The organism is Chryseolinea lacunae (assembly GCF_016735595.1).
Taxonomy (GTDB): domain Bacteria; phylum Bacteroidota; class Bacteroidia; order Cytophagales; family Cyclobacteriaceae; genus Chryseolinea; species Chryseolinea lacunae.
In genome coordinates, this window is record NZ_JAERRB010000007.1 from 303265 (window position 1) to 328065 (window position 24801).

At 51.0% G+C, this 24801-nt stretch carries 19 protein-coding genes and 4 tRNA genes; 15 read left to right on the plus strand and 8 right to left on the minus strand.

What is annotated here, in order from left to right; genetic code table 11:
• Nucleotides 1-21: 21 nt before the first annotated feature.
• The 9 genes from JI741_RS20670 to bshB1 all read left to right on the plus strand — a co-directional run bounded on the left by JI741_RS20670 (nucleotide 22) and on the right by bshB1 (nucleotide 9051).
• Complete coding sequence (locus tag JI741_RS20670) at nucleotides 22-453, plus strand: methylglyoxal synthase (RefSeq protein ID WP_202013022.1); 432 nt, start codon at nucleotides 22-24, stop codon at nucleotides 451-453.
• A gap of 226 nt (nucleotides 454-679) precedes the next feature.
• Nucleotides 680-753, plus strand: a tRNA-Met gene (locus JI741_RS20675).
• A gap of 620 nt (nucleotides 754-1373) precedes the next feature.
• Complete coding sequence (locus JI741_RS20680) at nucleotides 1374-1790, plus strand: START-like domain-containing protein (protein ID WP_236676194.1); 417 nt, start codon at nucleotides 1374-1376, stop codon at nucleotides 1788-1790.
• A gap of 97 nt (nucleotides 1791-1887) precedes the next feature.
• Nucleotides 1888-3615 (plus strand): LptF/LptG family permease, encoded by a 1728-nt coding sequence (locus JI741_RS20685; protein ID WP_202013023.1) that lies wholly within the window; start codon nucleotides 1888-1890, stop codon nucleotides 3613-3615.
• Between the two features lie 95 nt (nucleotides 3616-3710).
• On the plus strand, nucleotides 3711-3986 hold the full coding sequence (gene rpsO / locus JI741_RS20690; RefSeq protein WP_202013025.1) for a 30S ribosomal protein S15: 276 nt from the start codon (nucleotides 3711-3713) through the stop codon (nucleotides 3984-3986).
• Between the two features lie 175 nt (nucleotides 3987-4161).
• Complete coding sequence (gene pnp, locus JI741_RS20695) at nucleotides 4162-6306, plus strand: polyribonucleotide nucleotidyltransferase (RefSeq protein WP_202013026.1); 2145 nt, start codon at nucleotides 4162-4164, stop codon at nucleotides 6304-6306.
• Nucleotides 6307-6381: 75 nt separating this feature from the next.
• The gene (locus JI741_RS20700; protein ID WP_073130761.1) at nucleotides 6382-7245 is read left to right on the plus strand and encodes a sigma-70 family RNA polymerase sigma factor; all 864 of its coding nucleotides are present in this window, start codon (nucleotides 6382-6384) and stop codon (nucleotides 7243-7245) included.
• Between the two features lie 92 nt (nucleotides 7246-7337).
• Complete coding sequence (gene trxB / locus JI741_RS20705) at nucleotides 7338-8288, plus strand: thioredoxin-disulfide reductase (RefSeq protein ID WP_202013027.1); 951 nt, start codon at nucleotides 7338-7340, stop codon at nucleotides 8286-8288.
• Nucleotides 8289-8331: 43 nt separating this feature from the next.
• Nucleotides 8332-9051, plus strand: coding sequence for a bacillithiol biosynthesis deacetylase BshB1 (gene bshB1, locus JI741_RS20710; protein ID WP_202013028.1), 720 nt, complete (start codon nucleotides 8332-8334; stop codon nucleotides 9049-9051).
• Here the strand turns inward: bshB1 and pdxH are convergent.
• Entirely contained in the window at nucleotides 9048-9689 is a 642-nt protein-coding gene (pdxH, locus tag JI741_RS20715) for a pyridoxamine 5'-phosphate oxidase (protein WP_202013030.1), read from the minus strand. The two genes, bshB1 and pdxH, sit on opposite strands and share 4 nt — an antisense overlap.
• Before the next feature lie 126 nt (nucleotides 9690-9815).
• Between pdxH and JI741_RS20720 the strand changes: the two genes are divergently transcribed.
• The 5 genes from JI741_RS20720 to JI741_RS20740 all read left to right on the plus strand — a co-directional run bounded on the left by JI741_RS20720 (nucleotide 9816) and on the right by JI741_RS20740 (nucleotide 12719).
• A complete protein-coding gene (locus JI741_RS20720; RefSeq protein WP_202013031.1) occupies nucleotides 9816-10391 on the plus strand; it encodes a YqgE/AlgH family protein in 576 nt (191 codons plus the stop codon).
• A gap of 56 nt (nucleotides 10392-10447) precedes the next feature.
• Nucleotides 10448-12295: a DUF349 domain-containing protein gene (locus JI741_RS20725; RefSeq protein ID WP_202013032.1), complete on the plus strand. Its 1848-nt coding sequence runs from the start codon at nucleotides 10448-10450 to the stop codon at nucleotides 12293-12295.
• Nucleotides 12296-12401: 106 nt separating this feature from the next.
• Nucleotides 12402-12474 (plus strand) — tRNA-Thr (locus JI741_RS20730).
• Nucleotides 12475-12520: 46 nt separating this feature from the next.
• Nucleotides 12521-12597, plus strand: a tRNA-OTHER gene (locus JI741_RS20735).
• 44 nt (nucleotides 12598-12641) lie between these two features.
• Nucleotides 12642-12719 (plus strand) — tRNA-Pro (locus JI741_RS20740).
• A 264-nt stretch (nucleotides 12720-12983) separates the two neighbouring features.
• On the opposite strand, the gene JI741_RS20745 is transcribed toward JI741_RS20740, so the two are convergent.
• The gene (locus tag JI741_RS20745; protein WP_202013033.1) at nucleotides 12984-13847 is read right to left on the minus strand and encodes a hypothetical protein; all 864 of its coding nucleotides are present in this window, start codon (nucleotides 13845-13847) and stop codon (nucleotides 12984-12986) included.
• Nucleotides 13848-13850: 3 nt separating this feature from the next.
• Nucleotides 13851-15386 (minus strand): M81 family metallopeptidase, encoded by a 1536-nt coding sequence (locus tag JI741_RS20750; protein ID WP_236676205.1) that lies wholly within the window; start codon nucleotides 15384-15386, stop codon nucleotides 13851-13853.
• A 455-nt stretch (nucleotides 15387-15841) separates the two neighbouring features.
• Between JI741_RS20750 and JI741_RS20755 the strand changes: the two genes are divergently transcribed.
• Nucleotides 15842-16312: a hypothetical protein gene (locus JI741_RS20755; protein WP_202013036.1), complete on the plus strand. Its 471-nt coding sequence runs from the start codon at nucleotides 15842-15844 to the stop codon at nucleotides 16310-16312.
• Nucleotides 16313-16633: 321 nt separating this feature from the next.
• Here JI741_RS20755 and JI741_RS20760 read toward each other — a convergent pair whose 3' ends face one another.
• The 5 genes from JI741_RS20760 to JI741_RS20780 form a co-directional block, all read right to left on the minus strand.
• Entirely contained in the window at nucleotides 16634-19837 is a 3204-nt protein-coding gene (locus tag JI741_RS20760) for a C25 family cysteine peptidase (RefSeq protein ID WP_202013037.1), read from the minus strand.
• Nucleotides 19838-20191: 354 nt separating this feature from the next.
• Nucleotides 20192-20860, minus strand: coding sequence for a DUF6348 family protein (locus tag JI741_RS20765; protein WP_202013039.1), 669 nt, complete (start codon nucleotides 20858-20860; stop codon nucleotides 20192-20194).
• A 47-nt stretch (nucleotides 20861-20907) separates the two neighbouring features.
• Nucleotides 20908-21306, minus strand: coding sequence for an NUDIX hydrolase (locus tag JI741_RS20770; RefSeq protein ID WP_202013040.1), 399 nt, complete (start codon nucleotides 21304-21306; stop codon nucleotides 20908-20910).
• A gap of 44 nt (nucleotides 21307-21350) precedes the next feature.
• Entirely contained in the window at nucleotides 21351-22538 is a 1188-nt protein-coding gene (locus tag JI741_RS20775; RefSeq protein ID WP_202013042.1) for a VWA domain-containing protein, read from the minus strand.
• 12 nt (nucleotides 22539-22550) lie between these two features.
• Nucleotides 22551-24800 carry a DUF5682 family protein gene (locus JI741_RS20780; RefSeq protein ID WP_202013044.1) on the minus strand — a complete coding sequence of 750 codons (2250 nt, stop codon included), beginning with the start codon at nucleotides 24798-24800 and terminating at the stop codon, nucleotides 22551-22553.
• Nucleotide 24801 lies beyond the last annotated feature (1 nt).

The window sequence follows — 24801 nt, forward strand, 5'->3', positions numbered from 1 at the left end:
TTTAGAAAGCGACGAAATCACATGAGTATAAAAAGTATCGCGCTGATCGCGCACGACAACCGGAAGAAAGAGCTGGTTGAATGGGTTAAACAATATAAAGAAAGTATGTTGAAGTGCGAGGTATTTGCCACAGGCACTACCGGCAAACTTCTGGCAGCTGAAGCGAATCTTGAAGTGAAAGCCCTCCAAAGCGGTCCACTCGGAGGCGATCAGCAGATCGGCGCGTTGATCGCCGAAAACCGGATCGACATGTTAATCTTTTTTTGGGATCCACTGGAGCCATTGCCTCACGATCAGGACATTAAAGCCTTGCTCAGACTTGCCGTGGTCTGGAACATTCCCGTGGCTTGCAACCGCGCCACAGCCGACTTCCTCTTCACCTCACCGCTGCTCTTCAGCACCTATGAACGCACCCACCCCGACTTCACCGACTATCGAAACCGAAAGATCTAGAGAATAGATTTCGGAACTGCTTGTGAAAATTGAATACAACTTGTAAGTTTGCGCTCCCAAATTTTAGAGAAGGCGCCCAAAACGCTGACTTTAAGAGCGGGACAATGGCGCGGTAGCTCAGGTGGTTAGAGCGTTGGATTCATATCCGCCAGCGGGCGGACGGGGGGCAGGGAAAACTAAAGTACGTTGACGAAAAGAAATAAGAAAAAGAAATAAGAAAATAGATGGCGCGGTAGCTCAGGTGGTTAGAGCGTTGGATTCATAACCCAAAGGTCGGGGGTTCAACTCCCCCCCGCGCTACGACATAGAATGGTGAACTTAACGGTTCACCATTTTTTTTGTCTTGACCTGACCAGTAGTTCTGGTGGTTAGGTGTTGAAGTCATATCCGCCAGTGGGCGGACGGGGGTTCAACTCCCCCCCGCGCTACGAGATAGAATGGTGAACTTAACGGTTCACCATTTTTTTTGTCTTGACCTGACCAGTAGTTCTGGTGGTTAGGTGTTGGAGTCATATCCGCCAGTGGGCGGACGGGGGTTCAACTCCCCCCGCGCTACGAGATAGAATGGTGAACTTAACGGTTCACCATTTTTTTGTCTTGACCTGAACGGTAGTTCTGGTGGTTAGGGTGTTGGAGTCATATCCGCCAGTGGGCGGACGGGGTTCAACTCCCCCCCGCGCTACGAGATAGAATGGTGAACTTAACGGTTCACCATTTTTTTTGCCCAAAACTCTGCTGTGCTAAAGTTGGTTAAGAGCGTTGAAATTCATATTCGACCCAGCATAAACTCCCTGTGCATCTCATCGGAATTCCTTTCTTTCAGCAAAACAAACGTCCCCAGACGCCCCATTCTGCCTTCTGATTTAATATTTGTCATAATCCCCAAAATGGTATAAATTCAATCGCACGAACGATTTATCATGGCAACCCTCAGCATGTCCAATAAAAAGTTATTCACGGCCGACTATGAGATACACGCCTCAATTAAGATGCTGTATCCCTACATTCAAACCGCCAGTGGATTATCGGAGTGGTTTGCCGATGATGTGACCATCAACAACGAAGACAAATCGTTCACCTTCTTCTGGGACAACGAAGCACACAAAGCAAAGCTCGCCGCTTTTCGCACCAACCACTTTGCACGCTTCGAGTTTCTACCCGAGAACAAAGACGATGAAAAAGATCCTTCCTATTTCGAGCTCCGCCTCGAGTTCAATGAACTGACCCAATCCGTTTACATTAAGATAATTGACTACTCCGACTTCGATGACCAGAAGGAACTTAACGACCTCTGGCATGGCCTGGTGGAAGCGCTGCGCAAAACCGTTGGCGGATAAGCGAACACCCCCGTAATTATTTTCAAATTCGTGCATGCCCTTCAACGGGTTGGCCTTATTTTTGACCCTGCATGAAGCGAAAACCGCGAGGCACGACATGAAAAAAATAGACAAACTCGTATTAGACGCATTCCTCGGTCCCTTTGTCATCACCTTCCTCGTCGTGGTCTTCATCCTGCTGAACATCAACATGCTGAAGTACTTCGACGACATCATCGGAAAGGGGCTCGACGGCCTTGTGCTGGGGCAGTTGTTCTTCTATTTCGCCGTCTTCACCGTGCCCACCGCCATGCCGTTGGCGGTGCTACTGTCGTCGCTCATCGCGTTCGGCAACCTGGGCGAACACTTCGAGCTCACGGCCATCAAGAGCGCCGGCATCTCGCTGGTGCGCGCCTTGCTGCCCATCTTTGCGTTTGTTATCCTGCTCACCGTCATCGCGTTCTACATCAACAACAACCTCGTTCCCAAAGCCGCCCTCGAAGCCTACAGTCTCCTCTACGACATCAAACAAAAGAAGCCCGCCCTCGAACTGCGCGAAGGTGTGTTCTATCACGGCATCGACAACATCAGCATCAAGGTGAACAAGAAATTTCCGAAAGACGATCAGGCCCTGAAAGAAGTGATTGTCTACGATCACCGGAAGAACGACGGCAACAAGGAAGTGATGATCGCCGACTCAGGCCGGATGTATACGATCCTGAACGAACGCTACCTGAAGTTCGAACTGTTCAACGGCTATCGCTACACCGAAGGCACCAGCAACGAACGCGAAATGACAGGGCAGCGCACCACCAATCCCGAAGCACTCACGCGAAGCAAATTCGCGAAGTCACAAGTGGTGTTCGACCTGTCGTCGTTTCAGCTTCAGAACACCGACAAAAAATGGTTTCAGGGAAACCGGATCATGCGCAATCTCACCGAGTTGGGTTCCGACATGGACTCCATCAACATCGAGATCCTGAACCAGCAACTCAACTACTACCAGAACAAGGTGTCCTTCTTTTCATACTATATGAAACGCGACTCCCTCATTCTGCCCGACGACATCTACGACTATAAAGTATATCGCGACTCCATCAACCGCATTCCCTACCTGAGCAAGGGCAGCCCCGCCAGCCTGCCGCTCGACACCGTGAAGAAAAAGATGCATCGCGACTCCACCAACTCGGAGACCGAAAAGCTGGAGCGCATCAAAGCCCGGAACGAAAAACGCCGCGCCCTGCTGGCCGCCAGCAAGAAGCGAAAAGACGACAGCAATCCGCCACCCACCATGGCCTCGTCCAGACTGCCGGCCATGAAGTTCGACTCTGCCGGCCTGGCCAAAATCGACAGCGTCTTCAACAAGGAAACCACCCGCGACGTCATTCAGGGCGCTACCAACATGGCCCGCCAGGTGAAAAGCCAGGTGCAGAACGCCAACTCCAGCATCGAGAACTACAAGAAAGAACTGAAGGAATTCGATATCCAGTGGCATAAGATCTTCTCCAGTTCGTTTGCCTGCATTGCCATGTTCCTGATCGGGGCACCGCTGGGCGCCATCATCAAAAGGGGAGGGCTGGGGGTGCCGTTTCTGGTGTCGATTCTGTTCTTCATTGTCTACTACGTGCTGAGCATGCAGGGCGAGAAATTGGCCAAGCAGGGAGCCATAGACGTGTGGGTAGGGGTGTGGATGGCCGATTTGGCCCTATTGGTGATTGGGGTGCTGTTTTTGCGGCAAGCACGGGCGGATGCACGCTTGTTTGAAGCTGATTTCTATTCAGTTGCTATCGACAAGGTGAAGCGATGGTTCGCCCAGCGCAGGCAACTTAAGATGGAAAAGGCCTGACATCTGTTTGGAATATTTTACCTAAATGTTGCAAAATTGAGCTGATTTGGCTTACCTTTGCCCCCTGAAATAAAGGAAAAAAAACATTTTTTGAAATGTATCTGACTACAGCAATTAAACAAGACCTGTTCGCGAAACACGGCTTCTCTAAGAAAAAGGAAGAAACTGGTTCTCCGGAATCACAGATTGCTCTCTTCACGCATAGAATCAACCACCTCACCGCGCACCTCAAGGAAAACAAGAAAGACTTTTCCACGCAGCAAGGCCTGATGAAACTGGTAGGTAAGCGCAAAAAGCTTCTGAACTACCTTCAAAGCACCAACATCGATAGATACCGCGCAATTCTGGCAGACTTAGATCTGAGAAAGTAATTGAACGACATTCCCCAAAGGGAACCCAACCAAAGGTTCCCTTTTTGCATTTTATATTGATGATAAGTCCGCTCCGGGCTTGAAAGACTCATCGCGAAGAGCCACGTAAATCTTACCGATAACCGGTTGATTACCTGGCTTTTCACGTGTGTCTCCAGACGTAAATAAACAACACATGAAACCTACTGCAATCACAAAAACCTGTAAGCTGCCCGATGGCCGCGAAATAACTGTTGAAACCGGAAAACTGGCCCGCCAGGCCGACGGATCGGTAGTGCTCAAAATGGGCAACACCATGATCCTGGCCTCTGTGGTGTCGTCGCAGACTGCCAAAGAAGGCACCGACTTCCTTCCTCTTTCGGTTGACTACCAGGAAAAATTCGCATCCACAGGTAAAGTGCCCGGTGGATTCTTGAAACGCGAAAGCAAACTCTCCGACTACGAAGTCCTCATCAGCCGCCTGGTTGACCGCGCCATCCGCCCGCTCTTCCCCAGCGACTATCACGCCGATACCCAGGTGATGCTCTACCTCATTTCGGGCGACGAGAACGCATTGCCCGATGCCCTGGCAGCGTTTGCCGCATCGGCAGCATTGTCGGTATCCGACATCCCTTTCCAAGGCCCCATTTCCGAAGTGCGAGTGGCCCGCGTGGAAGGTAAATTTGTGATTAACCCCACCATGGCGCAAAAGAAACTCGCCGACATCGACCTGATGGTGGGTGCCTCTATCGAAAATATTTTGATGGTGGAGGGTGAGATGAAAGAAGTGAGCGAAGACGATATGCTCGAAGCGCTGAAACTCGCCCACGAAGCCATCAAAGATCAGTGCCGCCTCCAGATTGAATTGACGCAAGCCGTTAACAAAACCGAGAAGCGTACCTATAGCCACGAAGACAAAGACGAAGCCCTCCGCGAAGAACTGTGGAAACTCATGTACGACAAAGCCTACGCTGCAGCGCGCAAGCTTATCGCCAACAAGAGCGAACGTTCCGAGGCCTTCTCGAGCATACTCGACGAATACCTGGAAGCGCTCCCCGAAGACTCTACCGTCAACAAGCTGTTGGTGAAGCAGTACTACAAAGAAATTCAGAAGAAAGCCGCCCGCGACCTCGTACTTAATGAAGGAGTTCGCCTGGATGGTCGTAAGACACGGGAAATCAGAGAGATATGGAGCGAGGTTGACTACCTTCCTTCTCCCCACGGATCGGCCGTGTTCACCCGTGGTGAAACACAGTCGCTTACCACCGTAACGCTTGGAACAAAGCTGGACGAGCAGATGATAGATGGCGCCATGATTGAAGGTTCCAGCAAGTTCATTCTGCACTACAACTTCCCCGGCTTCTCGACTGGCGAAGTGAAACCTAACCGTGGCCCTGGCCGCCGCGAAGTAGGACACGGCAACCTGGCGTTCCGCGCCCTGAAGCAAGTGCTTCCTCCCGATGAAAAAAATCCTTATACCATTCGCATCGTGTCCGACATTCTGGAATCCAATGGATCGTCTTCGATGGCGACCGTGTGCGCAGGCTCGCTTGCGCTGATGGATGCCGGCGTGCCCGTGAAGAGTTCTGTATCCGGCATTGCCATGGGTATGATCTCCGATCCCGTGACTGGTAAATATGCAATTCTCTCCGACATCCTGGGCGATGAAGATCACCTGGGTGACATGGACTTCAAAGTGACCGGAACCGAAAACGGAATCACGGCTTGCCAGATGGACTTGAAAGTGGATGGCCTGACCTACGACGTATTGCGCGAAGCGTTGCTTCAGGCAAAAGAAGGAAGACTTCACATCCTCAACGAGATGAAGAAAACCATCAGCCAGCCCAGACCAGATCTGAAGCCACAAACACCGAGAGCCGAAACCGTCATCATCGAAAAAGACATGATCGGCGCGGTAATCGGCCCAGGCGGAAAAGTAGTGCAAGACATTCAGAACACCACGGGTGCCACTGTCGTTATCGAAGAGGTTGGCAACAAAGGTGTGGTGAATGTGTTCGCCAGCAACAAGGATGTGATGGAAGCCGCCCTGCGCCGCATCAAGGGCATCGTAGCGATCCCCGAAGTGGGAGAGGTATACGACGGCAAAGTGAAATCGATCATGCCGTTTGGCGCGTTCGTAGAGTTCATGCCGGGCAAAGACGGTCTCTTGCACATCTCTGAAATCAAGTGGGAACGCCTCGAGAACATGGAAGGCGTGCTTGAAGTAGGCGAAGAAGTGAAAGTGAAACTGATCGAAGTAGACAAAAAGACGGGCAAATACCGTCTCTCCAGGAAAGTGCTTTTGCCGAGACCTCCACGTCCGGAAACCACACCCGCTTAATTATCGTTAAGAACTGGATTGACAGGAACTATAATTTGACCGTATATTGTTAAACAAACGAATTGGAATTAGCGCATGAGACAGCTTAAGATCAGTAAACAAATTACCAACCGCGAAAGCCAATCCCTGGATAAGTACCTCCAGGAAATTGGCAAGGTTGACCTGCTTACGCCCGACGAAGAAGTGGAGTTGGCTAAGCGTATCAAAGAAGGTGATCAAATAGCATTAGAAAAACTGACTAAAGCAAACCTCCGTTTCGTAGTGTCGGTAGCCAAGCAATATCAAAACCAGGGTCTTTCTCTGGGTGACCTTATCAACGAAGGAAACTTAGGCCTGATCAAAGCCGCACAACGTTTTGATGAAACCCGTGGTTTCAAATTCATTTCGTATGCCGTATGGTGGATCCGTCAATCGATTCTCCAGGCGTTGGCCGAGCAGTCGCGCATTGTGCGCTTGCCGCTGAACCGCGTAGGCTCGCTGAACAAAATCTCCAAAACATTTTCTGAACTGGAACAAAAGTATGAACGCGAGCCTTCTCCCGAAGAACTTGCCGAAGTGCTTGATGTGACCACGGCAGAAGTGGTGGACACGATGAAGATCTCTGGTCGTCACGTGTCAATGGATGCCCCCTTCGTGCAAGGTGAGGAGAACAGCCTGCTGGACGTGTTGGAAAACGATAGCGAAGAAACGCCTGACTCGGGACTGATGAACGACTCGTTGCGCCGCGAAGTGCAACGTGCCTTGTCTACCCTGACCCAGCGCGAAGCCGACGTGATCACGCTCTATTTCGGACTGAACGGCGAACACTCCATGACACTGGAAGAAATTGGCGAGAAGTTCAACCTGACCCGGGAACGCGTTCGCCAGATTAAAGAAAAGGCTATCAGACGGTTAAGACATACCTCCAGAAGCAAGGCTTTAAAGCCTTACCTCGGTTAAAAAAGGTTAATTTAAGATATTCAAAGGGTCTCGCATGCCGAGACCTTTTGTTTTCGTATACTTTATCATAAGACGTTAAGACGCTCATACACATGGCAAAAGAAGAAGTTAAAGTCCTCATCATCGGTTCAGGCCCCGCCGGATATACCGCCGCTATTTACGCCGCCCGTGCCGGCCTGAAGCCCGTTCTCTACACCGGTGGCCAGCCGGGAGGACAGCTGACCATTACTAACGACGTGGAGAATTTTCCAGGCTACCCCGACGGCGTGAACGGCCCCCAGATGATGATCGACCTGCAGAAGCAAGCCGAACGCTTCGGAACAAAAGTTCACTATGGCCTGGTGACCTCCGTTGACTTTTCCGGCTATCCTCACAAAGTGGTGGTGGACGAGAAAGACGAGATCATTGCACACAGCATCATCATTGCCACCGGAGCCTCGGCAAAATACCTTGGACTTCCGTCGGAGGCGAAATACAATAACAACGGGGTGTCTGCCTGCGCCGTGTGCGACGGATACTTCTACCGTGGCAAAGAAGTGGCCGTGGTGGGCGCCGGCGACTCGGCAGCGGAAGAAGCAACCTATCTCGCCAACCTTTGCACAAAGGTGCACCTCATTGTGCGCCGCGACGAAATGCGCGCCTCGAAGATCATGCAACAACGCGTGAAGAACACCGCCAACATCGAGATCCACTGGAACGCAGAGACCGAAGAAATTCTGGGTAACGAAACCGGTGTGACCGGCGTGCGACTGCTCGACAACAAGACTGGCGCCAAGAAGATATTAGACGTGCAGGGATTCTTTTTGGCCATTGGCCACAAACCCAACACCGACATCTTTAAAGGCTGGCTCGACATGGACGATACCGGCTACATTCAGGTACTGCCCGGCACAACCAAGACCAACATCGAAGGGGTGTTTGCCGTGGGCGACGCTGCCGACAGAATCTACCGCCAGGCCATCACGGCTGCAGGCACCGGATGTATGGGTGCACTGGATGCCGAGAAATTTCTGGTCGCCAAAGAGATGGAAGCCGTGCATTGAGCGGCTTCCGTAACCACTATCCACCACAATCACTATTCAAAAGTTGAAGCTCGATATACTTGTTCTTTCCGCGCATCCTGACGACGCCGAAATCAGCTCCGGGGGAACCATCGCCAAACACATTTCGCTAGGCTATAAGGTTGGCATTGTTGACTTTACACGGGGCGAACTGGGCACGCGCGGCACCCCCGAAACCCGCGCGCAGGAGGCTGCCGACGCGGCGGCCATCCAACGCGTTTCGGTGCGCGAAAACCTGGGGTTGAAAGACGGCTTTTTCCAAAACGACCCGGAGCATCAACTTAAGGTGGTGCGTGCCATCCGTAAATTCCGGCCCGACATCATCCTGGCAAATGCCACCTATGACCGTCACATCGACCACGGCAAGGGCGCATCGCTGGCCTATGACGCTTCCTTTCTGTCGGGCCTGGTCAAGATCCAGACCCACGACGAACAGGGGCAGGAACAGGCGCCATGGCGTCCGAAGGCCTTCTATCATTCCATTCAAAGCCTCTTCATCGAGCCCGATTTCATCGTCGATATTTCCGCGTTCTGGGACATCAAGCTGAGGGCGCTACAGGCCTTTAAAACACAGTTCTACGATCCCAACAGCAACGAGCCGGAAACGTATATCTCCAATCCACAATTCATGAAAATGATTGAGGCGCGGGCCACAGAATTTGGTCACGCCATTGGCACGAAGTATGGCGAAGGGTTCACCGTACGGCGGTATCCAGGGGTAAATTCATTGTTCGACTTGCTCTAGGGTGCGAGACGACGCACCTTCCAGGCGCCGTCTACTTTCACAAATTCCATGCGATCGTGCAGGCGGCTTTGCCGGCCTTGCCAGAATTCGATGAGCAACGGCTCAATCTGAAAACCACCCCATTGGTGGGGCTTGGGCAACACGGTTTGGCCTTCGAATTTTTTCTCCACCTGACGAACACGCTCTTCCAGTATTTCGCGATTCTCCAGCACCGAGCTCTGGGGTGACGACCATGCCCCGATCTGCGAGGCGCGTGGTCGGCTTTGAAAATATTCCTGCGCCTTACGTTCGTCTACACGGGTTGCTGTGCCTTCGATGCGCACCTGGCGTTCCAGCTCCGGCCAGAAGAATGTTGCCGCACAAGCGGGGTTATTTTCAAGTTCCCGGCCTTTGTCGCTTTGAAGATTGGTGTAGAAAACAAACTTGCCGTTGTCGATGCCCTTTAGCAAAACAATGCGCGACGACGGACGATGATCGGCGTTGACCGTAGCCAGACTCATGGCGTTTGGTTCCAGCACTTCGGCGCGCAACGCTTCGTTGAACCACTTCTCGAATTGCAGAATTGGGTTGGTCTCTAAAGACGAAACGTCGAGCGATTCCTTCGAATAGTCTTTGCGCAGGTCGGCGAGTGTATGCATAGGGTGAAATTTGACGTTACAAGTTTAGAAAGAAATAAAATTTGCACAGGTGCAAATGAAGTATTTTATTCAAGTATTGAAACCAGAAGGAGTGGGTGCGAAATTTCAACAACCTGAACATGTGGTATGGAGTTTTTTAAGTACAAAAATAAACTGAAGCCGGAAAAGGGAAGGTTGCTGATCTCTGAACCTTTTTTGCCCGATCCAAATTTCGAGCGCACCGTAGTGCTGTTGTGTGAACACAATGAAGAAGGATCGTTTGGCTTCGTGGTGAACAAGCCATCCATTTTGAAAATAAACGAGGTGATGGAAGATATTCGTATCTTGGACGACACGGTGTTTGTAGGCGGTCCCGTGCAGCAGGATACACTTCACTTTCTGCATCGAAACACCTCCATAGCCAACGCTGTTAAGATACGGAACGAGATCTATTGGGGCGGCGATTTTGAAAGCCTGCTCGCGCAGTTGGACACGGCCACGGTGAAGCCCACCGACATCCGGTTTTATCTGGGCTACAGCGGGTGGGGGCAAGGACAACTGGAGTCCGAACTTCAGGAAGACAGCTGGATCGTTTGCGACTTCGTGGATGACGAGCTGCTGTTTGACACGGACCCAACTGTGATCTGGAAAAAGGCGTTAGACAATATGGGTGGTCGTTTTTCGGTTTATTCCAACTATCCGGTCGACCCAAGGTTGAATTGAGGTGAATTGAGCAATTTTAGTAAATTTACGTTAAAGCGTAGCATCCGATACCGACTATGGAAATGGAAAGAGACAAAACCGAAGAGCAAGAGCATGTACATCCGGCAAACGTGACCGTGAACGGAAGTACATTACAGTCAGAAATTGATCTTTCCGATCGCGATGAATCGCACGACGATCATCACGAAGAAGAACATGTAGACTACAGTCACTTCACCAAGCAACAGTTTGCCGACCTCATCAAAGAACTGTCGAAGGACGAGAACTATAAAAAGGTTGACAACACCCTGCGCGAAATCAAGCCGCTCTACGACGAGATCCGCGATAAGGAAAGAGCCGAAGCCCTGCAACGCTTCACTGCCGGCGGCGGCGTAGAAGAAGACTTCGACTTCAAGGGCGACGAACACGACATGGTGTTTGAAGCCACCTACAAACTCATCCGCGACCGCAGGGCGCAATACTTCAAGCAACAGGAAGAACAAAAGGTAGACAACCTCAAGAAAAAGCAGGACATCCTGGAGAAACTTCGCGTGTTGTCCGACTCTCAAGACACGTCAGAACAATTCGACAGCTTCAAAACCTTGCAGAAGGAATGGAAGTCTATCGGCGCGGTGCCTGGCCCTCAGGCCAAAACACTGTGGGCAAACTATCACGCCCTGCTTGATCGCTTCTACGACAACCAGAGCATCTACTTCGAGCTGAAAGAACTTGACCGCCGGAAAAACCTGGAGGCCAAAATAGAATTGTGCGTGCGCGCAGAGAAGCTCGCCGAAGTGGAGATCATTAAAGATGCCATCCGCGAGCTAAACGAACTGCATCACGAATTCAAACACCTTGGCCCTGTGCCTAAGGAAGATAAAGAATCGGTATGGCAACGCTTCAAGGCTGCGTCAGACGCCGTGTATGCCAAACGGGATGCCTACCTGCAGAACCTGCAACAAGAGTTGCAAGTGAACCTGGGCGGCAAAGCGAACCTGAGCGACGAAGTGCAGCAGTTTATCACGTTCCAATCCGATCGCATCAAGGAGTGGAACCAGAAGACAAAAGAAATTCTGGATCTTCAAAAACGTTGGGAAGTGATTGGAGGCCTGCCCCGCGCCAAGGCCAAAGAAGTGAACAAGAAATTCTGGTCGGCCTTCAAGACCTTCTTCAATAACAAAAATGCATTCTTCAAAAAACTGGATGAAGAGCGTGAGCAAAATCTTCAGCTGAAAAACGACCTGGTGAAAAAAGCCCAGGAGCTGAAAGAAAGCAACGACTGGGAACGCACCTCCAACGAACTGAAAACACTTCAGCAAAAATGGAAAGACGTTGGTCCGGTGCCCGAGAAATTCAGAGAGAAGGTGTTCAAGGAATTTAAAGATGCCTGCGACCACTTCTTCGAACAACGCCGCACACAGCACGGCAAGGTAGAGAACGAGCAAGCCGAAAACCTGCGTCTGAAAGAAGACGTTTGCACGGATCTGGAAGCCCACATCGCCGCCAACACCGCCACGGAAGACATTCTGCACGAACTGCAGGCCAAGTTCAATTCCATCGGCTTTGTGCCCAAGAAAGACATCAACACGATCCGCACGCGCTACCACGAAGCCGTGGAGCGATTCATCAACACCATACCGGGCATCACCGAAGACGAGAAGGGAAAAATCTCGCTCGAAAACCAACTGAACGACCTGCGCAACGACCCCATGGCCGACCGTAAGATCTACCAGAAGGAGCAAGTGATCCGCAAAAAGATCAGCAAAGTGGAAAACGACATCGCTGTCTGGAAAAACAACCTCGAATTTTTTGGCCGCTCCAAAAACGCCGACAAATTCAAGGACGAGTTCAACGACAAAATCAAGGAAGCCACAGACCACCTGAAGCAACTAAAAGAGCAATTGAAACTCTTGAAAACGGTTTGATGCCCCAAAGGGCAGCCGCAGGAAAAAAAATTTGAAAAATGTTGAAGTAATTTTGAGCAAGTGTTTGCTAAAACCCATTCTTGCTCTATTTTTGCACCTCCATTTTGCCTCCTTAGCTCAGCTGGTAGAGCAACTGACTTGTAATCAGTAGGTCGTTGGTTCGATTCCGACAGGGGGCTCACAGAAAATAAGACCTCATCCGAAAAACGGGTGAGGTTTTTTTATGCCTTCTTAGCTCATCCGCCAACCGGCGGAAACTGACTTGTAATCAGTAGGTCGTTGGTTCGATTCCAACAGGGGCTCACAAAATGCAAGACATCATCCAGAAACGGTGAGGTTTTTTTATGCCTTCTTAGCTCATCTGCCAACCGGCGGAAACTGACTTGTGATCAGTAGGTCGTTGGTTCGGTTCCTATAGGGGGCTCATAGAAAGTCAGACCTCATTCGAAAAGCGGTTGAGTTTTTTTATGCCCTTCATCGTTCATCCGCTGTCTGGCGGAAACTGACTTGTAATCGGTAGGTCGTTGGTTCTATTCCGACAAGGGTTCATAGAAAAAAACAGACATCATCCGAAAAGCGGTTGAGTTTTTTTATGCCTTCATCGCCTCATTCTCTGGCTGGCAGAAAACTAAGCCGTTCTACCGTAAATAAATGTCATCGCAGGATGTGACGCTTCAAAATGTTGACGTCATCGTTTGAGTAAATCCTTAACCTTCTGTAGGGTTTCTTTCGATTTTTCAAGAAGACTATGATCGATCTGTTCTCCCAGTCGGTCCAGTCCCTCCAAAGCATCTATCAGCGATTGCACAATCGATATTTCATTTTCAAACACCTCAGGATTAGGTTGGCTTAAATTTTCTTCAGTGCCGTCAACTAAGCTCGTGAAATCATTTACCACGGGCGTGTAGTAGCGTTTTGCATTTTTCGTCTCACCGAGTTTCTCAAACTTAAGCGCCAAAGCATTCATGTCGGGGCCAACCGATTCCGGGTAGTGTGCCATGATCGCGCACGTTACCTTGGCCTTGAGAAACAAGACCTCCAATTCATTTCGGTCATTACTTTTTCTCTTAAAGTATTCAATTAGTTTGTCGGCGAGGCATCTTAGCTCAGCGCCATCCATCCAAACTTTTGCGTTAATTGGATTCTTGGGATAGCCGTTTGCCGATTCCTCAATGTGCACGGCGCCATTGCGGATACATTCCACTAATGTGGCCGCCAAGACCTCTTCAAAATGTGGCGCATTTCGAAAATTTTCCAGGCAAAGCAGCATCCGGAATAGCTCATTGAGTTCGCCGATGAAATCTCTATGAAAATCCAGGTTGTATACACGAGTGTATTCGTTCGGCTTTAACGTTCCTGTCAAACAAGCAAGTAAAATGTAGTAGGCAAAGCCTGCCGGACTGACCGAGTCTTTTTTTAGAAACCCAAAGAGGCGCCATCGTTGTTTTGGGGTACTGCGCTGTTGCTCAAGTATCAGCTCGAAATTGCCCGCGTTCAAGAGACGAAGGATATCTGGCTGTTTCGCTCCCTCCAGAATAGATGAATCGACCATGGCTCACTGCGTCACTTCTACCAGCTTCGCATTCAAATCAGGCTCTGCCATATTCTTATCAAACGGAAACATAGGACGTTCAATACGCTTGAACGTTAACCTTTCCAAATCCTGATCTACGCCACCGGGTGTCAACGCCATAATCCAATCGGCGCGCATGTCGTATAGTTCCGGCACTAAGTATCCGAGCTTCACCACAACGATATCTGTCTTGCGCGGGGCGAGTCCAAGGCGTGTGAAGTCGGCTTCGTGGTGATAGGGTTTGCGTTTCTTGGTCACGATCACGTTCACGCTGCCGATCTGAACAACTATTTCGGTTTCGGCATGTTCGTCTCCTTGCACGATCGCTTTCACGGTGCCACGAAGCAACACGGGAGGAGCATAACGACTATCGACTGCGGCCCCCGCTGTGCCTTCAACTTTTCCGCCGATACCAGCTTTGATCGCCTTGTCGACGAACTCGGGGCCGGGCAATGAAGCGTAGATGAGCGAAGGGCCTTTCTCGCTTTTGAACTCAGGGCGCTTTAGAATTTCGGTTAGCGTCCAGGTGACATCGCCTGCACCACCGGCCGTGGGGTTGTCGCCCATGTCGCTGATCATGAAGGGATGTTTGTCGCTCTTCACGGCTTTGTCCAGACTTTCTTTGAGTGTGCCCACGGGCGCTATGAACTCAAATTTATCGCGAACGTCCCAGAAGCTTTTGGCAAGTTGTTCGGCCGTGGCGATCACCTTGTCTTTGTCGTCGCCCACCGCCATCACCACCGCGTGGTTGCGGGGTTCGTCGGCCCAGGCATAACCGATCCAGATCGCGGCATCGACCACACCGGGTTGAATAGCTGCTGGTGCTACTTGCGCATACAAACTCTTGCCCGGATCTACACGGGTACTTGTCTTTTCGCCGGGCAACAATATCGGTACGGCTACATACGCTTTGAAAGGTGGCTTGCCTTTGCCCGTTTCGATGCGCGACAGCAGGTTGTCTACAGCGCGCTTGTCGGATTGCACAGCATCTTCGTGCGGGGCCATGCGATAGCACGTGATGAGGTCGCTGTTTTGCGCCAGTCGCCACGACACGTTGCCGTGCAAATCCATCGAGGTGGAGACGATGGTCTTCGGTCCGACCACCTGGCGTATTCTCACAATCATGTCGCCCTCCGGATCGTCGAGGCCCACCACGCTCATGGCGCCGTGGATGTCGAAGAAAAGGCCGTCGTAGGGAAGGTTGTTCTTGAGGCTGTCGAGCATTTTGGTCATCAGCGATTCATAGGCTTCGCGTGTCACAATCCCACCGGGTATTGCACGGCCAATCAATGCAGGGAACCAACGTGCCCTTTTGAAATCGACCGAGTCGGGCGAAAGAAATTCGTATGACGATAAAATGGCGTCACCGGTCTTTGCGTGAAAGGCTTCTTCGTTGGTTTGGGCTGGCGAAAAGGTGCTGGACTCAATGGCCAGTCCGGCGATCGCGATGCGGGGGAGCTCTTTTGAAGCCGTGTCCGTTTCTTTGGGTTTGCCACAGCCAGCAAGTATGATCGCCATAATGACCATGGCCAGGGAGGCGCGAAGTTTTAGCATGTTTGGTTCTTTGCATCAATTTAGGGATATCTTTAGTGATGCCACAATGTTTTTATGGGATATTCATCATGCTTCCCTGCAACTGTTTTAAAAACATGTCACTTTTTTTGTCTCTACGGCGCACAATATTTTCTACGCGACGTTCATGTTCTCCTTTATTCATTCTGCGTGAAGTGTACCCAAATCATATATATCGATTAATTTTACAGCATCATTCTATTACCTTTGCACCGTCAGGTCGGTGCTACCAACCTGGCACCGATGTATCTGTTGTGAAAGGCCCCGTTGGGCTCGTCCAAAAGAATCGGCATCTAGCGTTAGTTGTTTTTATTTTTTCGGACAGGTATTGGAATAATGTCAGAAATGAATTCAGTAAATTACGCAGATTAGATTTCAGCAAAATGGGTAGACCTAGATAAATGAAGCTAAGATTTACACCAACCCAAGCTATAAATATAATAGCGAGCATTGCATTGGCAGGATGCGGATATATTCATCCTTGTGACTTTGAGATTGACAGAGAATTCATCAAGACGTCTTGTGACTTCTCGAACGGTCTTGAAGTGGAGAAAATTAAAAATATTCGGGAATTCAGGGATGATGTTCCCGTCGCATACGATGTTGAGTTCAGTCTATGGTACTTTCAGAAACCATGGCAAAAAGATGAGCGTACGGTAATCTATTTTAAAAAAGAAATGAAGGATTACGAGTGGTATAATCTCACAAATGGACTGACTTCGAAAACGATGCCTTTTGATTTTGAAAAGGAACAGTGGTACATATTTGGTGGACTCTATGAACACGGAGCACCATCTGTACTTTTATATGTTTATGTGAACTCAGACAATTCATTAAGGGTACATAGAGTTGATAAGCCGACTAACTTTTAATGTTTATGATAGGTATTTCTGTTTTTCTGCTTTGCCATTGGCTGGGACTCTTGCCTAGTCGCCGGAAATTCGCGGCCGGTCGTTCCGAGTTTATGAAGGGTGGAGTATTTTTTGCGTGATTGCAACGGCGCCAACTAACGCCCAACAAATATTTAAAGACCTAAAGGTCACAAACACAATCACCGAAGCCATACGCGACATACAATCAGAACAGGACGACACTCACCACGAAAGCTCAAATTGGAGGATAGAAGATTAAGCGCGGCCTCACGTTCATGAGTGAAGCCGCGCTTTTCAATTGACAAAAATTCCTTCAACGGTTTACGCAACCCCAGCCTCAAACCTGAATTTCTCAATCAACCCATGTTCCCGGTCTGCGTTCACGAAGAAGCTTATTTCGCGTCCCGTCACAAACGCATCCGTTGCTGCGTCGAGAATGATGCCGTAGTCTGGTAAGCTCTTCGTTGCGCGGTATACTCTCACCGTTGCTGTGGTTCCGTTTCCAATTTGCAGTCCGATCTCTGTCGTTGTGTCGGATGCTTCCTGGTGGCGGATAAATTTGATCGGGCCTTTCACCCATGCGGGCACCAGAATGTTTATGGTGGCGATCACGGGTTTGTATCCGATCTTGCTCAGTGTGAGTTCGGCCGGGCCGCTGGTGAAGCCAGTGATACTGAGGGTGACATCGCCGGCGGCGTTTGTTGTGCCGGTGCGTTGCAAGGTTCCTTGTTGAATGTGTGCAAAAACTCCGGGCAATGGCAGACGGATGAAGATGACACGATGGTCGGTGTGGATCGGTAGCGGCTTGCGCACGTCCCATTCTGTGGGGATGGATGGGATCATGATTAACGGCGTGCGTGTCCACACGGGCATTTCAGGATCGCCCATCAGGTTTTGTGCATACACGACCCACTTGTTGTATAGACGCCAGAATCCCGTTCCTTCGTCTACCATGCTCACACGCGTGTCGTTGAGGTGACCGAGGTGGCGGGTGGTGGTCATGCGGTGAAAGAATGCGCGTTGGAAATTATCGCCGACACCGATCCACGAGAATCTTGAATTGCCAATGTAGGCTACCGCGCCGCCGTCGGGATGAAACAGGGAATGTTCACTCACGGCGTCGTTGTCGTCGAACTGATTGGTGAGGCACGAGTCGGCAAAAGCAATGTAGGTATGGCTGCCGTTGTTCGAAGCCGCTACAACCGCTGAGGAATAGCCACAGCATCCACCTGAGTTTCCGTGGCCCGACAAACTCACAAAGTGTTGCTTTCGGTTGATCGCGTTTTGGAGGGCGGTGGTACTCAACACTTCGGCAGGCGCTGCACCCAGGTCGGCGGGATTGAGATCAACCAGATCTTCATACAGTCTTGAAAACTCCGTGAGCAAAGGAAGCTCTGTGTCAACTTGTTTGCGCAGCGTTTCCTGGTCTTGCATCGAGCCATCGGCATCGCCGTGGTCGAGAATAAAATACGATGGTGTGAGTTCTGCGGCGGCTCCTCTCACGGCGATCCACGGAGAAGGAATAGGGAAGAAGTAGTGGAAGAAGAAAAAGTCGAACGCGATGCCGCTTGGCGTCAGATCGGCCGGGCCTTTGCAATAGTACCAGCCTCTTCCGCCGGTGTCGTTGTAGGGCATCGTTCTGACATCGGTGTCGGAAATAACGGCGAGCAGGTTGTAGTTAAAATTAAGCGCGAAGTCTGTTGAGGGAAGTTTGATGATGGTGTGTGCCTGACCGGCCGGGTGATTAAAGTTGAAATCGGGCGGCGGAAAAGCTGCACTGTTGTAAATGCCCCATCGTCCACCCCAGTTCGAAGAAACCAGCGCCATGCGGTGAAGCCACGTGGTGTCGAGCGCATTGCCTGCAGGGTCTCTCAATTGCTCGTAAGCAATTACTTTGTTCACAAACACGCGGGCCTGCTCTGCAGATGATGTCGGCGCACGGCCCACGCTCACGTCGGGGAAGTAGTTGATGCCGTCCATGTCGGCGTCGTTGGTGTGTTGTCCGTAGATTCCGTTGTCGAGCAAATCCCAGTCGTGACGGCCAGCGACGTCATAGTTTGGGCCCACCAGGCTGGAGTAGTAGAAGTCGGTGGGAATGGTGTTCCATTCATACAGCCATTGAAGCGTGGTATTCACCAGAGCCGCCGGTCCGTTCACGCGGACAAACTGTGTTCGTGTGGTGGTGCGTGTGGCGTACGTATTGTCGGTGCAGTAGAACCAGCCTGGCGTGGTGCCGCTTGATGTCCCGGCGGTATCGAGGGGAATGAGCGCGCCGGTGGTTGCATTCACCAGCAACGGTGCCCAGTTGCCGGGCCACCATGTGCCGGGATTGACCACGTTCATTTTCAGGAATGCACCGGTCCAGAAAGATTGATTGTTGTCGGGAGGGTTGTTGGCCGTTTGCACGCCGATGTGTCCTTCAGAGGCGCCGGGGGCATTGCGAACAGGAACAACGTTCACATCGCCGCCAAGCAATACCCACGACGTGTTCCATTGTGCCAGGGCCCACTTGAGAAAATTGCGAATCACTTCCTGCAGATCGCGTGCACCGGATGTGTGATTGCCATACCGGCCCCCAACAATGTCGGTGATGGTGATAACGATGGACGTGATGCCCCGCTTTTCCTTCCAGTCTGCCAGGCGATTGTAGTGCGCCACCTGATCGCCAATGAAAGCGCCACGGGTCATGGTCATGGCATTCCATGAATAGTTGTCGGTGATGACAACGTAGTTGTATTTGAAGAAGTAGGGTAGCAGGCTTCCCCAATCAATAATATCAACCGGGTTTATCACCGTAGCTTTCAGTTCATCCATGATCCTGTTGGCTTGCGTGGCGTTGCGCAGAAGTGCTTTGGTGTGGGTAGATTCCATTTTTTGTGCCGCGCGCGAATAGATGGCGACGTCGATGTCTGTGCACAGTTCGATCCCTCCATCTTTAGTATATCGAATGGGCTTCACTTCCAGTATCAGAACGCTGTTGGGACCGGCATGTTCTGTCTTGATGATCCGCACAACATCGTCGGGCGATTTGAAGGCCTTTGCATAAAGTTCGGTATTTGGCAGGTGCAGTTCGGGCACGGGGAAAGGTTCGACAGCATCGAATTTTTTCTCCATGTCGTCAATGCGTTTGCTGTCGCATTTCCGGTGGCGCTCCAACATAACCTGCTCTTGCTCGTCTGCTTTGAAGTGCAAGATCTTATCGTTTTCACCCTCTGGTTTCTGAGCCTTTGCCCCGGGTTGAGGTTTCTGCAGGGGTGCCACCAGCACAGGGCCTTCCTTTAGCACAACGGTCTTCTCAATCTTGACGTCGATGCGTTCGGCGTCGGTGAAAGGAGCAATAACAACGCGGATGATCTTGGCGGGAAATGCGGGGCTTCCGAGTTCGCCTGCCGGAAAGCCTTCGCGCATCATGAGACGCACACCAAACGGTGTGTTCTGAACAGAGATCTCATGTTTGTCGAACTGAACTTTAACGTGAGCAACGCTCAGGTTGTCTGATTGGTTTTGAAGTTTGTCGATTTTCATAATACTCGGGGGTATTGGTTAACGATGGAGGATATCGATACTGGGTGTACAGGGAACACCATTCGGGCGCAGACTCTCTGAGCAGAAGCTACGCCTTCATTGATGGAATAAAATTCGCAGTAACCTCAACAGGAAACAATACCCACTTTCACGGATTTTTAAGATGACTGATATTGATTTCATCAATCATAACAGGGAGAATAGCGGAAGTGAAATAGAAATGTGTGACGGATTTCAGTTCATCAAATGAGTTGTCGCTAACGGGGAATGCATACTATCGGTTGATGAAAAATAGCGCAAGACTGGCTTTGTGAAATAATGTAATACTGAACCTTCGCTGTACAATTATTATTATCAAGAATCTGTTTTTTGAAGAATGATAAAATTCCGACAGCTGTAAAAGTCGGTATCTGGAAGTGTGGGCAATGACAAAAAAAGAGTACCCGATTCATTGACGGGTTGGTTGTCCATCAGAAATTCACTGATTGTAATCTGATCGTTAAATTGAGCATAGTAACTGCGAAACCAATGAAGTCTGTTGGCTAATGTTTGCGATCGGATTCCGCTCTCAATGCGTTGGAAAAATTCCTTCGGAGGTGATACGGAATTTTTGCTGTTGGTTTTTGGCGTCAGACTTCCCAAGTAAGCTTTCCAAGTTGTGTCGCCGATTTTCCACTCCTCGGTTTCTACCTGTTGAAGCGTGTGTGGATCCTGACTGCCAGACATTGCCAGCAGAGGATGCAGGCTTCCCCTGGAAAAGTTTTGAAAGTTTCTTGCGACGGCATCTTCCAGTGTGGTGCCAACATCGCCAAAGGACTCGTAGATATGTTCCCCCTGTTGGGGGATGGCCAGGATGTCAAGTTGAGAGTTGACGGCCTGTCGCTCTTCGCGATAAACAATTCTTGTTTTGAATTTTGTCTTCCTGGGAAGGTCTGTATAAACAAACTCTTCATCTCTATGCACACCCACGCCGTGATGTTGCAGGAGGGAAGCGAGGTTTTCGTTTTGGCTTATTTCGAGCATACTATGAAGTACGGATCAAGTAAGAGTTGGATGCCTTCGCGCAAGGCTTAATCCAACAGTCCCTGTTCTTTTAAGAAATCAAAAATCAACCCATCCACTTCCGAAACTTTGTCTTTGTCGGAACACGATAGCCATCTCAGTTCTTCAATTTCCGAGGCAGCACTCAACCGGCCTGAATAATCACACGTGTAGCAAGTCATTTTCACAAAGGTATCAGCTGGATGGCCGTGCGCATGGGCTTGGAAGGTGCCGACAAACTTTATAGAATTCGTGTGAAGGTCTACGCTAAGCTCTTCTTTTATCTCGCGACACAGGGCTTGCTCATCCGTCTCTCCGCTCTCGCGTTTGCCACCGGGAATATAATACTTGTCTTTGCCACGCGTTCGTGTGGATAGAATTTTCCTTTGTTCTATTTCTATCCAGGCGAGTTTGTCGATCAGTTTCATTTATGCGTTGAGCGTTGAAGTTTCACCGAATTCTTTTGTTACGTTCACCTCACCACAATATCCCGATCTCCTGCCCACTGCCTCAAATCCTGCTTCTTTATTGCGGCCGCCATAAGGTCCGGAAACATATCCGGTGTGCAGGCAAAGACAGGAATGCCGTGCTTTGAAAACTGCGTAGCGTTGTTTGCATCATACGCCGGACTTCCCTGATCGTTCAGGGCCAGCAAGCAAATCACTTGCACACCCGAATCAACAAGTTCCTTTGCTCGCTTGTGCATCTCTTGTTCGTTGCCGCCTTCGTAGAGGTCGGTGACGAGCACCAGGATGGTATCGTCGGGCCGCGTCACTTGTTCCTGGCAATATTGTAGCGCGAGGTTGATGTCGGTGCCGCCGCCGAGTTGAACACCGAATAATAAATCAACGGGGTCTTTCAATTCTTCTGTGAGGTCTGCCACGGCGGTGTCGAACACTACCATGCGCGTGCGCACGTTGGGGAGCGAGGCCATCACGGCGCCGAAGATGCCCGAGTAGACCACGGATGTTCCCATCGAGCCGCTTTGGTCGAGGCAAAGAATGATGTCCTTCAGTGACTTTCTGGTTTTTCGCCCGTAGCCTATGCGCACTTCGGGGATAATCGTTTTATAGTCGGGTTGATAGTGTTTCAGGTTTTTGCGGATGGTGGCGTCCCAGTTCATCTCGTTGTGTTTGGGACGCAGGTTGCGTGTGGAACGGTTCAGTGCGCCGACGAGGGCGTTGATGGTTTTCTGTTCCAGCTTCTGCATCAGTTCGTCCACTACCTTTTGCACCACGCGGCGGGCGGTGTCTTTGGTTTTGGATGGAATGAGTTTGCCAAGCTCCATGAGCGTGGCCACGAGGTGCACATCGGCTTCGGCCTTTTCGAGGATTTCGGGCTCGAAGATCATTTTTTTCTTCAGCTCCGGATGACGCATGGCATCGTTCTGCAACACGTTCACCACCGACACCGGGAAATATTTACGGATGTCGCCAAGCCATCGCGCCACACCGGGGTTCGAACCTTCGGTGCCGCCTTTTCCTTTTTCCTTGTCGGCATCATAGTCAAACCGCTGCTTCCGATCGAAGTCATAGAGGGCCGTGAGGGCAGCATCTACCTGTTGCATTTCTCCGGAGAGCGAGCAACTTGTTCCGTCGGCCGGTCCGCCACCCAGAATGAGGCGCCAGCGTTCCAGTTGTATATCGTTCTTGGGTTCCATCGTTCGTTGTTTTTATTCTACACCTCCCAACAATTCTTTCAGCACAGGCAATATTTGTGCGGCGCGTTCGGCATCAAAACCTTCGCGTTCCGTTAAGCTCTGATGTGTTTCCACGGCACGACCTTTTCGCGCACGGACACCGATTTGCCGCCGTTCCCCATATTCAAATTTGGAGAACGATCGGCGGAGCAGGGCCAGTATCTGTGTGAACGTGTCGTCGGGCAAAGACTCCACCCACGAGTACATCAGGTTCCACAGGCGATTGTCATACAACAAGATCATTCCGTTGGAACCGAGAAATCCTTCCAGCCACGCCGCCACTTCAAACGGATCGTTGGCACTGGAGAGGGCGAACGAAATGCGGCGTTCCGTTTCTTCTTCCGACAGTTGTTGTGCATCGAGGAGCAGGCGGCACACGCAGCCGAGAATGATGTGGTTCACACCGTGCTTGTCGAGCAGGCGATGCAACGTGTCGTACCATTGTTGTTCGGTGTCTACGTTGTCGTAGAGGCGCACGCCGGTGTTCACGCGGGTGATGAGGCCGAACATGTTCTGCGAGTTGGCTTCGTCCAATCCATAGCAGGCGTTGGGCAGGCCTACAAATACTTTTGTAAGCAGCTGTTGCACTACGGTATTCAACACCGACAAATCCGAGCGACGCACATCGCCATAGCGACTGATGTCCACAAGTCGGGGTATGGCGTTCATCAGGTCCACGATGTCGGCGGAGATGGATGTGAGCTCGTTGATGCGGAAGAGCAGGTGGTCGAGGTTCTGATAGAGTTGGGCCGGGATGCTCAGTTGAATGAGCCGGGCCAGCTCGGTGATCTTGTCGGTTTCAGTGCCTTGCTTTCGCACCAGGGTTTCGGCTGCGGCTTCTATGGTGTTGCCCAGAAAGGCCTTGTCGATAAGCACAATCATCAGCTCTGGTTTCCACTCGGCCGTCCACGATTCCTTGAAGGTTCCCTTGGTGCGCGATGCCGTTCGGGAAAGCCAGGGAAGTTCTATGATTTCGAGGCGATGAAAAAAGACACTTCGTTCCAGGTCGCCTTCTTTGCGCAGGTCAAGGTCGTAGGTTTTTGGAACGGCGGTCAGTTTCAGGCGCAGGCTTTTGATGTGCTGTTCAAAGTCCTCTTGCAGGGGCACTTTGGGAATGTCGTCGGGCACGTGCCCCATGGAGTTGCCCACGATGAGTTGTTCGCGCACGAGGTTTAGCAGAATGCCATCGCCCATGCACATCACCGAAAGCGTGGCTTCGTTCAACTCGTCCAGCGCGATGAATGGCTTGTTTCGCAGCACGGCCAGGCTACGCGCCAGGCGATAGGTTTCGATGACGTGGGCCGTAGAAATATCCATCTGCTTTTCGCGGAACGTGGCTGCCACTTTCGCCAGCCAGCGAATCTCGGTTTGGTCGGTAATGTTCCATTGGTGCTCATACCACCCCGGCGAATAGATGCCGGCACCATAGCCCGACGCAATCGACAAACGCGAGTTGGTCCAGGGAATCCACGTGCAGGCCACTTTGATTTTTGATTTCGGGAGAGCCTTCAGAATTTTGGCGTCACTTTTGGCTGTGGCGTCGAGTTCCACCAGGGCGGGGCCATGCCATGCACCACACACCACGGCGATGCGTTCATACATTTCGTTCTGCGCCTGGCGGATGATGGTGCGCATGTAGGCTTCGCGGTCTATGTTTTCGCGATCGAGGCCCGACACCACACCTTCGGCACGCAGCGAGTCCATGGCGTGGTGCACAGCCTCGAAGTGGTCGGTGTTGGTTAGTGTAGATTCAAAATGATGATCCCACCAGTCATCACTGTTCCGGAAACCGGCGGCTTCGGAAAGGTGGGAGAGAGGGTCGCGATGGTAAACCGGGATGGGTGCTTCCTGCAGGGCAGCTTCATCTTCGCCTGGAATTTCTTTTGCGGCTTCTTCCGCATCGCGCTTCACAAAACTCACTGCGGCCGGAAGGTCCATGGCGCGCACGGGTATTTTATTTTGATTGGCATAGCGCACGGCCGTCCACTCGGGACTGTATTCGGCAAAGGGATAGAATGACGATTGTTTTGGATTCTCCTGGTTATAGACCATGATGGCCACCGGTGGTGTGAGGCCTTCTTTGCCCACCAGCGAAAGCACCTCCGTCATTTCGGGGGCGCCTTCCACCAGCAGCATGTCGGGCTTGAATTGTTCAAGCTGGCGCAGCACGTTTCGCGCCGATCCCACACCATGATGCCGTATGCCTAAAATCTGAATCGCCATG

What these genes read in the sequence shown, in the direction of transcription:
- JI741_RS20750 (WP_236676205.1), bottom strand. Translation starts at nt 15,386, where the DNA reads ATGGCGATCATACTTGCTGGCTGTGGCAAACCCAAAGAAACGGACACG.
- JI741_RS20755 (WP_202013036.1), top strand. Translation starts at nt 15,842, where the DNA reads ATGAAGCTAAGATTTACACCAACCCAAGCTATAAATATAATAGCGAGC.
- JI741_RS20765 (WP_202013039.1), bottom strand. Translation starts at nt 20,860, where the DNA reads ATGCTCGAAATAAGCCAAAACGAAAACCTCGCTTCCCTCCTGCAACAT.
- trxB (WP_202013027.1), top strand. Translation starts at nt 7,338, where the DNA reads ATGGCAAAAGAAGAAGTTAAAGTCCTCATCATCGGTTCAGGCCCCGCC.
- JI741_RS20685 (WP_202013023.1), top strand. Translation starts at nt 1,888, where the DNA reads ATGAAAAAAATAGACAAACTCGTATTAGACGCATTCCTCGGTCCCTTT.
- JI741_RS20775 (WP_202013042.1), bottom strand. Translation starts at nt 22,538, where the DNA reads ATGGAACCCAAGAACGATATACAACTGGAACGCTGGCGCCTCATTCTG.
- JI741_RS20720 (WP_202013031.1), top strand. Translation starts at nt 9,816, where the DNA reads ATGGAGTTTTTTAAGTACAAAAATAAACTGAAGCCGGAAAAGGGAAGG.
- JI741_RS20725 (WP_202013032.1), top strand. Translation starts at nt 10,448, where the DNA reads ATGGAAATGGAAAGAGACAAAACCGAAGAGCAAGAGCATGTACATCCG.
- JI741_RS20700 (WP_073130761.1), top strand. Translation starts at nt 6,382, where the DNA reads ATGAGACAGCTTAAGATCAGTAAACAAATTACCAACCGCGAAAGCCAA.
- JI741_RS20680 (WP_236676194.1), top strand. Translation starts at nt 1,374, where the DNA reads ATGGCAACCCTCAGCATGTCCAATAAAAAGTTATTCACGGCCGACTAT.
- JI741_RS20670 (WP_202013022.1), top strand. Translation starts at nt 22, where the DNA reads ATGAGTATAAAAAGTATCGCGCTGATCGCGCACGACAACCGGAAGAAA.
- pdxH (WP_202013030.1), bottom strand. Translation starts at nt 9,689, where the DNA reads ATGCATACACTCGCCGACCTGCGCAAAGACTATTCGAAGGAATCGCTC.
- rpsO (WP_202013025.1), top strand. Translation starts at nt 3,711, where the DNA reads ATGTATCTGACTACAGCAATTAAACAAGACCTGTTCGCGAAACACGGC.
- JI741_RS20745 (WP_202013033.1), bottom strand. Translation starts at nt 13,847, where the DNA reads ATGGTCGATTCATCTATTCTGGAGGGAGCGAAACAGCCAGATATCCTT.
- JI741_RS20770 (WP_202013040.1), bottom strand. Translation starts at nt 21,306, where the DNA reads ATGAAACTGATCGACAAACTCGCCTGGATAGAAATAGAACAAAGGAAA.
- pnp (WP_202013026.1), top strand. Translation starts at nt 4,162, where the DNA reads ATGAAACCTACTGCAATCACAAAAACCTGTAAGCTGCCCGATGGCCGC.
- JI741_RS20760 (WP_202013037.1), bottom strand. Translation starts at nt 19,837, where the DNA reads ATGAAAATCGACAAACTTCAAAACCAATCAGACAACCTGAGCGTTGCT.
- JI741_RS20780 (WP_202013044.1), bottom strand. Translation starts at nt 24,800, where the DNA reads ATGGCGATTCAGATTTTAGGCATACGGCATCATGGTGTGGGATCGGCG.